The 11,391-nt window shown below is 57.7% G+C and carries 7 protein-coding genes; all 7 read right to left on the reverse strand.

The features are described from left to right. Positions 1–1,780: CHASE2 domain-containing protein (locus WBM93_RS10590; RefSeq protein WP_424431653.1), on the reverse strand; the 1,780-nt coding region annotated here is incomplete at its 3' end. After that, the gene (locus tag WBM93_RS10595; RefSeq protein WP_424431655.1) at positions 1,780–4,926 is read right to left on the reverse strand and encodes a CHAT domain-containing protein; all 3,147 of its coding nucleotides are present in this window, start codon (positions 4,924–4,926) and stop codon (positions 1,780–1,782) included. The genes WBM93_RS10590 and WBM93_RS10595, both read right to left, overlap by 1 nt. A 185-nt stretch (positions 4,927–5,111) precedes the next feature. Beyond that, positions 5,112–5,783 (reverse strand): nitroreductase, encoded by a 672-nt coding sequence (locus WBM93_RS10600; protein ID WP_424431657.1) that lies wholly within the window; start codon positions 5,781–5,783, stop codon positions 5,112–5,114. Positions 5,784–5,787: 4 nt separating this feature from the next. Further along, the gene (cobT, locus tag WBM93_RS10605) at positions 5,788–7,608 is read right to left on the reverse strand and encodes a cobaltochelatase subunit CobT (RefSeq protein WP_424431659.1); all 1,821 of its coding nucleotides are present in this window, start codon (positions 7,606–7,608) and stop codon (positions 5,788–5,790) included. A gap of 81 nt (positions 7,609–7,689) precedes the next feature. Continuing rightward, positions 7,690–9,813, reverse strand: coding sequence for a transglycosylase domain-containing protein (locus tag WBM93_RS10610; protein ID WP_424431661.1), 2,124 nt, complete (start codon positions 9,811–9,813; stop codon positions 7,690–7,692). A 111-nt stretch (positions 9,814–9,924) separates the two neighbouring features. Beyond that, the gene (gene cobS, locus WBM93_RS10615; protein WP_424431663.1) at positions 9,925–10,914 is read right to left on the reverse strand and encodes a cobaltochelatase subunit CobS; all 990 of its coding nucleotides are present in this window, start codon (positions 10,912–10,914) and stop codon (positions 9,925–9,927) included. A 54-nt stretch (positions 10,915–10,968) separates the two neighbouring features. Then, positions 10,969–11,391: DnaJ domain-containing protein (locus tag WBM93_RS10620; protein ID WP_424431665.1), on the reverse strand; the 423-nt coding region annotated here is incomplete at its 5' end.

Consider the following 11,391-nt stretch of genomic DNA (forward strand, 5'->3'; position numbering starts at 1 on the left):
TCGCTTCGCGGCTCAGCAATACTTTTGTACCCAGAGCCTTATTGGCTGCTTCAAGCCGTGCTGCGGTGTTCATCGCGTCACCCAGGGCGGTATATTGAATACGGCCTTCACCACCGAAATTGCCGACGATCGCATCGCCGTAATGCATGCCCACCCGCGTGCGACCAATCGGCGGCACGCCTTCGGGCACGTTTCGACGAAAATCTTCACCGGCTTGGTAAAGCGCGTAGGCTGCCTTGGCCGCCCGTTCCCCATCATCAGGATAGGCAATGGGAGCGCCCCAGAAAGTGACCAGCGCATCACCGACAAATTTGTCGATGGTGCCGCCATATTCCAGCGCCACTTCGCTTAGCCGGTCGAGATAATCGTTCAGCAAGGTAGCGACCATTTCCGGCTCGATGGCATGGGTCAGTTTGGTGAAGCCTTCGAGATCGGTAAACACCGCGAATATTTTCCGTTTTTCGCCGTGAAGTGCCAGTTTTTCGGGGTCTTTCAGAATCTCGTTTGCAATCGATTTTGGCAGATATTTGCCCAGGGCATTTTGCGCAAATGCCCGCTGCTTGGAATTGATGGTCCTCGCGGCCGAACCGACCGAAGCATAGCCCAGCAGCCACCCGATAGCCCAGCCAAAGGCAGGCAGCGCAAGCGTGTCCATCCCGATATTGTGCAACAGGAAAGGGAAGATAAGGAAAAATGCGAACTGCCCGAGCAGCACGAAGCCGACCTTCAGTGCATTGCCGATGATCAGCGCGGACAGGCCGCCGCAAATCGCAACAATCATGGCGCCGACCCACAAGGTCCATGTTGCAATAGGGGCGGGCAGATCATCGTTGAGCAATTGAGCCAGCATATGCGCGTGCACTTCCAGTCCGATCATCTTGCCATCGTCGCCCCTGATATCGGCGAGACCGCCAACAGGGGTTTCAAAGCGGTCGCGATCGATAAAGTCGCCGCCGATCAGCACATGCTTTCCGGCGATAAAAGAACCAAGCATTTCCGCTATCGCCGGATCGGCAAAATTTTCGATCGGAAATTTGTCAAACACGGGAACGTCGGTAGCTGCCGGCACATGATAGCGGATGGCACCGCTGTTTCTGGCAAATTTCGGGTTCGGAGCGGTGAGGGCAATGGCCATGAATGGCGGCGCGCCTGGTCGGTGCGGGGTCCACCTGCGCTGGACACCGTCGCTATCGGTTTCCAGTTTGATGTCGGTTGGCTGAACATTTTCACTGCGCGCTTCTTCAAAAAATTGCTGAAGAAATTCATGTTCCGCAAAGGCGATTTCGGGATTCTCTTCGGGATTGGCATAAGCCAGAAAAGTTGGCGTTTTCATGTTCCTGAAGGCAGAAATTAGCAGGTCATCGTCATCCTGTGGCATGGTAAACAATATATCTATACCGATCGATTTGGGCCCCGCCGCGTCGATTGTCTCCAATGCCTGGGCCAAGATTGTCCGGTCGACCGGAGAACGCTGGCCGGTTAGTTTCAGCGTGTCTTCATTATAAACGACCATGACGATATTCTCGTCTTTTTCGACTTCCGGCGCGAACACCGACGCACGTAAATCATATAATGCGCGTTCTGCTTCCTGAATCAGTGGTGTCGTCCAGCTGTACCGGGCAACAAGAAGCGCGAGGACCATGAACAGGATGGTTGATCCGAGACGGATCGGGCCGAGCTGGTCGAAAAGACGGCGCAGCGATTGCAGAACGCCTTTCGCCCCTTCTTTTACATCGCGGTTATTTTGAACCGGGTCTGTTGGCAAGACAGTCGCTGTCATTATTTCAGGGTTGCCTTCGTCGCCGGAGCAGTCGCTTCGGCATTGGTCGCCGGATCTTTGGCGCTCGGCAATAATGGCCGGGCACCGTCACCGATCAAGGCGAACCCCGACCAGTAATAAGGATGCGAGGTTAAGGGATCGTCCATCAATTCCAGCTGGGAATGTCTCAGAGCTCCGGTAACGGATCGGCCGCGACCATCGCTGAACAGTCCGTTGATCAGCCGTTCCGTGGCGCGAAAATCATCCGGAGCGGGCCAGTGGCTAGCCAATACCGAACGTCCGCCCGCTCCGATAAAGGAGCGGACCAGTCCATCCAGAGCGGTTCCGCCACCGCTGCTGACGCCTGCCGCACGGGTTGTTGCTATGCTGGCTTTGCCGGCTGTGTCGCAGGCTGAAAGAATGACAAGGTCAGCATCCAGTTTGAGATCGAAAATTTCATCAAATGCCAAAAGACCGTCTGAACCCTCTTCACCAAAGGATGTCAGCAGCGCGGGCTTTGCCGGGCAAGACGGGCTGGGCGCGGTCACCAGGCCGTGGGTTGCAAAGTGCAAAATCCGATAATCGCTGATATTACCCTTCGACAGAATTCCGGTATCGGTAAATGCTGCGCCGGTGATGATTTCGGAATTTTCCACGCCGACCTGAGACTGGGCTTCCCGCAATTCAATGTCGGATATCGGACTGTTCCACTGGCTTAGCGGCCATTGGCAATTGGCATCCATATTTTGAGCGCCGCCGCGAATGCCTGCAATTTTCGTGTTTGCCAGTATCGGTTCGTTCCTGCCAAGCCCCAGATATTGCATGGCGCCGCCGGATTGGGGGGCCTGTCGAGCATCAGCAAATGCTCGCGGTGATACTGCGGTACTGATATCAATATTCCTGCCAAGCCATTTGACATCGGCAAAATCGAAGAAATCGGCGTCGGGCGCTTCCAGTCTGGCGAGATAGCGCGAAACCGACGTATCATCTGCGACGAGCAAATTTATCGGCAATCTGAGCATCGCCCCGTCAGGTTCGAATATCAGGTGCTTCTTGCTCGCCAGCTGCTCCGAAACCGGTCCGAAAAGATCCGAATATAGCGCGCGCGCCGCTTCGATATCGAACGGGTAAGTGACATATTGGCCGTTCTCGAACACCGATACCGAAGCGCGTATAGTGTCGACCTTTTCGTCGAGCGCGTTTTCGCCAAGCGGTACCCTGTATGTTTTTGCCTCGGTCTGATCGGTATAAAACATAAAAACGTCACCGCCGATGATAGCCATGCGCATATAGGCCTCGGAGGGCCGCAACGTGGCCCGCAACTCTTCGAGACCGAGAAAACGATCGGCAACCGCACGATATTGCGGATATTCGGCAAGTCTGACTTGCGTAAGCTGCTGGCTTCTCTCCAGGGCTTCAATTTCGGATGCCAGATCATTGCTTTGTTTGGCTACCGATGCCGATTGTTCGATCTGGCCCAATGCCGAAAAGCGAATCCGCAATCGTTCTATGCTGCGCGCAAGATTGGTGGATTGTCTGAACAGGCGGGCGGCGTCATCTGTGCCTCCGCTCAGCTCACGCGAAAGAACCGCCTGGGTTTCGGCGACACCGGGGCGGACCAGTATCTGCGAAGCTTTGAAAAACTGTTCTGTCGCCGATTCATCCGCTGCAAGAAGTTTGAAATAGGGCGCTAGCTGGTTGGCCATGCCCGAAATTGCACTCCGTTTGCCCAACGAACTGACTACGACTTCGTTATATAATTTGCGCGCTTCTGTCTCTTGTCCAAGCCGCAACAGAAAGGCTGCGAGACGCGCCTTGGCACCGTTGACGGCACGCGTTTCCGGATATTGAACGCTGAGCAAGTCGAGACCGTCACGGAGTAATTGTTCCGCTTCGTCGAGGCGGCCGTCGGCTTCAGAAAGCAGGGCCAGCTCCGATAGTGTCTGGGCTCGCAGGCGAGTGATCGATGTGACCCGGCCATCGCGAACGGCGACGGCGCGGTTGTAGGCGGAGACAAGCGAATTCCGTGCTGCATTGCGATCGCCATTGATCCGCTGGGCCGTGCCCAGAAGTTGCAGGGCCTGCGCGTCGATAATTTCGGTTCGTTCCTGTTCGCTCAATTTCAGTTCATCTACAAAACCAAGCAAGCTGCGCGTTCTCACGCTGCCGTTGATCCGGGTCGAAATCGGAGTGGTGATCTCCAGGCGTTCGGTCAGTGCGATCTGCTCCACCAGCGACGTTTTGAGCGGAACATTGATCCGCTTGATCGCTGCATCAAAGCGGCCCTGATTGAGCAGGTGAATCGCCTCGAAATTCCGTTGCAGGCGCTCGGTAACCGGGCCAGTGCCATTCAGGTCTCTGGCTTGCTCGAATAGATTATCGGCTTCCGCAAATTCACCCAGATTGGATTTCTGCAAGGCCCGGTTGATCAGATATTCGTCGGGATTGATGTCCTCCCCCTCCATCCCGGAAGTACGCTGTTGCAGCGTTTCGAAAAAGGCAGCGGCTTCCGCATAATCGCCGCTGAGATTGCGTCGGTAACCCTCTGCCAGTGCCTGATCGGGCTTGAGCGTCGCGGCCTGAACCCGCGCAAAGGCGAAGGGATCCTCGACCGATGTCGAGGCAACATCGATTTTTCCCTCTGCAATCGAGTCGTTCAATATGGATTTGAGCGCGAGCAATGTCGCGCTGTCGTAAGCTGCCAAGCCTTCGGCAATATAGGAAGTGCCATTCTGCTGGCCAAGAAAAAGCGAATAGGCGACCGGTTCCGCCGAAAGACGACATTCCGTGTGACGGAAATCTCCGAGTGGCGCTTGTGCCGTCTCGGCGGTGCAGGTCACAGGTTCGCTGCGTTGGGGAGCGATGCGATCGAGCAGATTCTGCTCGGGCAATCGGGAAGAATAGACAAAACCGACCGGTCGGGCAGAATCGCGGCAAACCACTGCCCAGCTGCGGTCGAACATATTGGCTTTCGCCTTGTTTTCGATGCTGCGATCCTGCACTTGGCATAAAATGCCGTCGCTGCTTCCGATCGGGAAGCTGTCGCGCAATGAAACCGGAGTGCCTTGAGCAAGCGCCGCCACAGGGCTGGCTAGCAACCCGAACGCCAATATTAATGTGCTATTCCTTGTCCGGTGCACGATATTCTCCCCACAATATTTGTGCATTGCCAAGCCCCCTCAGACTCCGGCAACAGCGATTGCGACCCAGAATATTCCTATAGCTACAACAGTTAGCGGCCGAATCCGAGTCTGGGATAGTAAATTATCGACTCTCGCGGCAAATTAGGTGATTATTGTCACATTGCGGGACATTATTCAGAATTTTGCCTGCATATCAGGAATTTCGCTGGTTAAAGGCCGCGAAACTCTATTGCATCGCTGATCGGCACACGGGGCACGTCGAAATTGTTGATCGGAGCATCCTTGTCCCGATATCCAATCGCCATGCCACAAAAGAATATATGGTCGTCGTCAATGCCGAGCAATTCTCGCATATGGGTCCCGTACATCGCCCAGATTTCCTGCGAGCAGCTGTCTAGGCCTGCCTCGCGCAGTAGCAGCATCACTGTCTGCAGCCACATGCCCATGTCCGACCATTGCGGAGGTCCCATATATTTTCTGGTGTAGGTGAACAATTGCACCGGCGCCCCGAAACTGTCCCAGTTTTTCGCCATCTGGGCAATCCGGCCGGCGCCGTCTTCCCGTGCCAGGCCGATGCTTTCGAACATGTCCCGGCCAACCGCCCGGCGCTGGTCCTCGTAGCGGCCGTCGAGATTCTTGGGATAGATTGCATATTCCATATTTTCGCCCATCGGCGCTGTCGCGGTCTTCGCCTTGATGGCGGCTGTGATCCGGATCAGTTCATCACCGCCGACGACAACCGCATTCCAAGGCTGGGTGTTGCCGCCGGACGGGGAGCGTTGCGCCGTTTTCAACACCTGTTCGAGGATGGCCTTGTCAACCGACTTGTCAAGAAACTGGCGCACGGAACGGCGGGAATTCACGGCTTCGGTTACATTCATTCCATCAATCCTCGTCAAATAGACCGGCCAGCTGCTCGACCATGGTCCCGCCCAATTGCTCGGCATCCATGATCGTCACGGCTTTCTTGTAATAGCGGGTCACATCATGGCCGATGCCGATCGCGACCAGTTGCACGGGCGAGCGGCTCTCGATCCATTCGATCACCTTGCGGAGATGGTTTTCCAGATAGGCGCCGTGGTTGACCGACAGGGTGCTGTCATCGACCGGCGCACCATCGGAGATCACCATCAGGATGCGGCGCTCTTCCGGGCGGGCGATCAGGCGGCTATGCGCCCAGAGCAGGGCTTCGCCGTCGATATTTTCCTTGAGCAGGCCTTCGCGCATCATCAGGCCGAGATTCTTGCGCGCGTGGCGCCATGGTTCGTCCGCTTTTTTGTAGACGATATGGCGCAGGTCATTGAGTCGCCCGGGATTGGTCGGGCGATCCGCCGCAAGCCAGTCTTCGCGGGTCTGGCCGCCTTTCCAGGCGCGGGTGGTAAATCCGAGAATCTCCGTCTTGACCCCGCAACGCTCCAGCGTGCGCGCCATGATATCGGCGGAGATTGCGGCGATCGATATCGGTCGTCCGCGCATCGAGCCGCTGTTGTCGATGAGTAAGGTGACGACCGTATCGCGGAATTTGGTCTCGCGTTCGATCTTGTAGGACAGGCTGTGCGACGGATTGCTGACCACCCGTGCGAGGCGGGCGGCATCGAGCATGCCTTCCTCCTGATCAAAGTCCCAGCTGCGGTTTTGCTGGGCCATCAGGCGGCGCTGCAGGCGGTTGGCAAGCTTGGTCACCGCGCCCTGCAAATTCGTCAATTGCTGGTCGAGAAACATACGGAGGCGCGTCAGTTCCTCTTCGTCGCAAAGCTCGGTTGCGCTGACGACCTCGTCATATTTCTCGGTCCACGGCGAATAGTTGAACCCGGGGGGCAGGTCGGACATCGCGCGATTGGGACGGACCGGCATCATGCCATCGTCGCCGGCGTCTCCCATTTCGTCTTCGGCGCCTTCTTCCAACTCCTCGGCATTCTGATCGCTTTCGCCATCCTGACTATCGTCATCCGAGGGTTCGGAGCGCATTTCTGACTCGCCCTGATCGCCGGTCGCTTCCTCGTCGGCGCCGTCATCGGTACTGTCGTCGCTGTCTTCGTCGCTATCGTCCTCGCTGTCCTCGGCTTCGGATTCATCGTCGCTCTTGATCAGATCAAGATGTTGCAGCAACTGGGTCGACAATTTGGCAAAACTGTTCTGGTCGTCGAGCGTCAGGTTTAGGCCGTCGAGATCCGCGCCCGCACTGTCCTCGATCCACTCGCGGAGCATGTCGAGGCCCTTGATTGTGCCCGGTGGCGGAGCCTGTCCAGTCAGCTTTTCCCGGGCCAGCAACGCCAGGGCTGTAGAAATCGGGACTTCATCCCGGTTCTGCGCCCGCGCAATCGGGTCGGATCGCATCCGCATTTCCAACGCCGCGTTCAGATTGTTTTTGGCGCCCGCCATGGTCCGCGAGCCCAGCGCGTCGGTACGAACCTGCTCGAGTGCATCGAAACAGGCGCGGGCTATCGCCTCCTGCGGCGCATTTTTGCGGTGGAGGACTTCGTTATGGTGTCGTAGTTTTAACGAAAAGCTATCAGCAAAGCCCCGCGCTTCGGCGACTTGTTCCGGTGGTAGGTCGCGCGCCGGCATCGGCACCTTGAGATGCTGACCGGCCTGGGACGGTGCTTCTGCGGTATAGGCCAGCTCCACGTCCGGAAACCGGGCGATGGCGCGGGCCGTGCCGCCCAGCACGTCCTTCAGGTCATCAAGTTTGGAACGATCAGCCATGGAAGTCGACAGCTTTAAGCGGAAAGGCCGAGGGAATCAAAGGGCTAATTTCCAGCTTTTTTGTCAGGAGTAACAATAAGCTCAGCGATCCGGCCCGGGCGGATTTTCTTCCCGCCGCCGTTCGATCGCCACGCCGCCGCCGTCAATTCTCAGATCAACCGGTACGCCGCCTATTTCTGTTCCCACGCGAACACCGGAATCACCATTGATCCTGACTTCCGTATCCCCGACATTCACCGGAATATCGGGAATTTCAGGCAGATCAAGCGGAACGACAGGACCTTCGGGATCGGGTTTGCGTTGCGGCTTACCGCTGCGAGCCGGTTTCTTGTCCTGCACCGCCTGCTGCATGAAGTCTTTCCAGATACGCGCGGGCAGGCTGCCGCCGCTTACGCCTTTTAGCGGACTATTGTCATCATTGCCGATCCATACACCGACCACCAGCCGGTCATCGCCGTCTCCGGCATAGCCGACAAACAGGGCGTCGCGATTATTCTGGCTGGTACCGGTCTTGCCATAATTGGGGATCGACAGCATTGCCCGGCGTCCGGTGCCTTCATTGACCGCAGCTCGCAACAGCTTTTCCATGTTCGCATGGGTGTCCGCCCGGTAGCGTCCCGGCCAGTCGAACAGCCATTCGACCCATGTCTGTTCCTCTTTCTTGAAGGCATAGGGTTCGACCGGCCAGCGGTTGCCGGCAACCCCGGCATAAGCAGCGGTCAGTTCCATCAAATCCATCGTCGATGTACCGAGTGCGAGACTCGGGTCATCCTCGGCCAGCCGCGACTTGATTCCCAGATTGCGCGCTTCGCGGATCACCGCCTTGTCGCCCAGCTGACCGAAAAGGCGTACTGCCGCGACATTGCTCGATCGCGCGAACGCCTCCTTCAAACTGATTTCTCCACGATAATTTTCACCGGCATTTTTGGGAAGATAGCCACCCTTGGTGATCGCGCTGTCGTCGACCAAGTCCTCCGGTTCCATCCCCGAACGCAACGCCGCCAGCCAGACGAACAGTTTGAACGTCGACCCCGGCTGGCGCTTTGCCTGGGTGACCCGGTTGAAGGCGGATTTTGCATAGTCCCTGCCGCCGATCATCGCGACGATTTCTCCGTCCGGGCGCATCGCGACCAGGGCAACCTGCGCCTGACCAAGCGGCGCGCGGGCGACAGCGCGGCGGGCGATTTCCTGCAGCCGGGCATCGAGGGTCGTGGTCAGGGTCAACTGCTCGTAGCTCAAGTCGGTCAGTGCCCGCGCTTGGGGCATTGCCCAGTCGGCAAAATAAGTTCCCGTGGGCAGGGCATTTTTGGCCCGGACGTCCAGCCGAGGCGTGCCGATGCGGTCGGCCTCCTCCCCGGTCAGATAGCCAGCACTGACCATCGCGGATGTGACGAGCTTGGCCCGTTTTGCCGCCAGTTGCGGGTTTCGGGTCGGTGCCAGGCGGGACGGTGCCTGCACCAGGCCGGCGAGCATGATCGCCTGTTCCAGATCGAGATTTTCAGGCTGGCGATAGTAATAATGCAGCGACGCGGCGCGCAATCCATAGACATTGTCACCAAAATAGACGTTGGAAAGATAGCGTTCGAATATCTGGTCCTTGGTGAGCCATGCTTCGAGCCAGAACGCAATCATCATTTCCCGCGCCTTGCGGGTCAGGCTGCGTTCCGGGGTCAGGAATGTGGTTTTTGCGAGCTGCTGGGTAATCGTGCTGCCGCCCTGCATCATCCCGCTGCCGGACATATTGCTCATCAGCGCGCGCGCCAGACCCCTCGGATCCACCCCCCAGTGCGAATGGAAGCGGCGGTCCTCGATCGCCATGAAGGCTTCCATTACATGGCTAGGCAATTGCGCGACCTCTACAGGATCGTCGACGACCGCGCCGTTGCGCGCGAACGGTTGTCCGTCGGACGTCAACAATGTGATTTGCGGCGGCGCGATCGGCTGCAGGGATTTGGATAAAGGTGCGGTAATCGCCAGGTAGGCGACCAGCAGGATGAATAGAAACAGCGCCGCCGCAACAGCGCGGCTGAACCACCACCATTTTCCGCGCGGCTTCCTGAGCGGCGCGATGGGTTCGTCGATGCGCGGAGGAATGGCATCGCCATAGGGCTCGTAAAAGGCGGTTTCGGCTAATTTTTTGGGGCCAAACGGCCAGAACCAGCGCCGGTGCCTTTGCGTGGGGAGGTGGTAAGGCTCGTTCATCATTGCTGTACTATATCAATAATACGGCAAAGGCCAGATTGTAAATTGGACATTGGCCCGCCCGACATGCTGAAAGCGGTGCAAGATTTGCCATTGAAGGGAGGATTCGGCAGCCTAACGCCCCATCACGCTTTCGGGCAAATCCTCGCCAAAGACCCGCTGATAATATTCCGCCACGAGCATCCGTTCCGCTTCATCGCATTTGTTGAGGAACGAGAGGCGGAAGGCGAAGCCGATATTCTTGAATATCGCCGCATTCTGCGCCCAGCTGATCACGGTCCGCGGGCTCATCACCGTGGAAATATCACCGTTGATAAAGCCCTGCCGGGTCAGATCGGCGACCTTGATCATGTTTTCGACGGTCTTGTCGTCGGCGTCGGGTACCTTGGACAGGATCACTTTCGCTTCGGTGGCGGCCGGCAGATAGTTCAGTGTCACTACGATATTCCAGCGATCCATCTGGCCCTGGTTGATCTGCTGGGTGCCGTGATAGAGCCCGCTGGTATCGCCGAGGCCGACCGTGTTGGCGGTTGAAAACAGACGGAACCAGGGATTGGGGCGGATCACCCGGTTCTGGTCGAGCAGGGTCAGCTTGCCCTCCGCTTCCAAAATCCGCTGGATCACGAACATTACATCTGGCCGGCCGGCATCATATTCGTCAAACACCAACGCAGTTGGCGTCTGCAGCGCCCAGGGGAGCAGGCCTTCGCGGAATTCGGTGACCTGCTGGCCGTCTTTCAAGACAATCGCATCGCGTCCGACCAGATCGATCCGGCTGATATGCGCGTCGAGGTTGATCCGGATGCACGGCCAGTTGAGGCGCGCGGCAACCTGCTCGATATGGGTCGATTTCCCGGTACCATGATAGCCCTGGACCATGACCCGGCGATTGAAAGCGAAACCGGCGAGGATGGCCGCGGTGGTTTCCTGATCGAAAACATAGGCCGGGTCCAGATCGGGAACCCGTTCGTCCTTTTCGCTGAACGCCGGAATTTCCATATCCAGGTCCACACCGAAGACTTCGCGTGCATCGACCGTCAGGTCGGGAGCATCCATAACGGTCTCGCCGCTGCCGTCGGGGTGGGTATTGGGTATGTCGGTCATCGTTGTCCTTCAAAAACTCTCGGCTGCCGCAAGAAAAGCAAAAGCTGCGAGCCATTATCTAAAATCTGCTGATTCCTTAAGCTGCGTATAGGCCTCGATCACATTTGCCAACTGTTTCTCGTGGCTGCGGTCGCCGCCGTTGCGGTCCGGATGATATTTGCGGACGAGCGCGGAATAGGCGCGGCGGATATCGCTGCGACTGATGGATTGGGCGTCATCGTCGCCAAGCCCTAGCGTCTTGAGCGCATTCTGGTCTGCGCGGGAGATCGCCGGACCGGAAGTCTGGCGGCGATGGATGCCGGCGGCAAATCGCGCGCCGATTGCATCCAGCGGATCGGTAAAATCGGTCCAGGCTGGCGGCACGCTCGGCCCGGCAGCATAGACTCGCCGCGCCGAGTCCCATCCGCGTACCGGATGCTGCGCATCGAAAATCTGCTCCTGATCCATGCCGGCGAAATAGTCATAGCCCTGATTGAA

The sequence above is a fragment of the Parasphingorhabdus sp. genome (assembly GCF_049667325.1).
Lineage (GTDB): Bacteria > Pseudomonadota > Alphaproteobacteria > Sphingomonadales > Sphingomonadaceae > Parasphingorhabdus.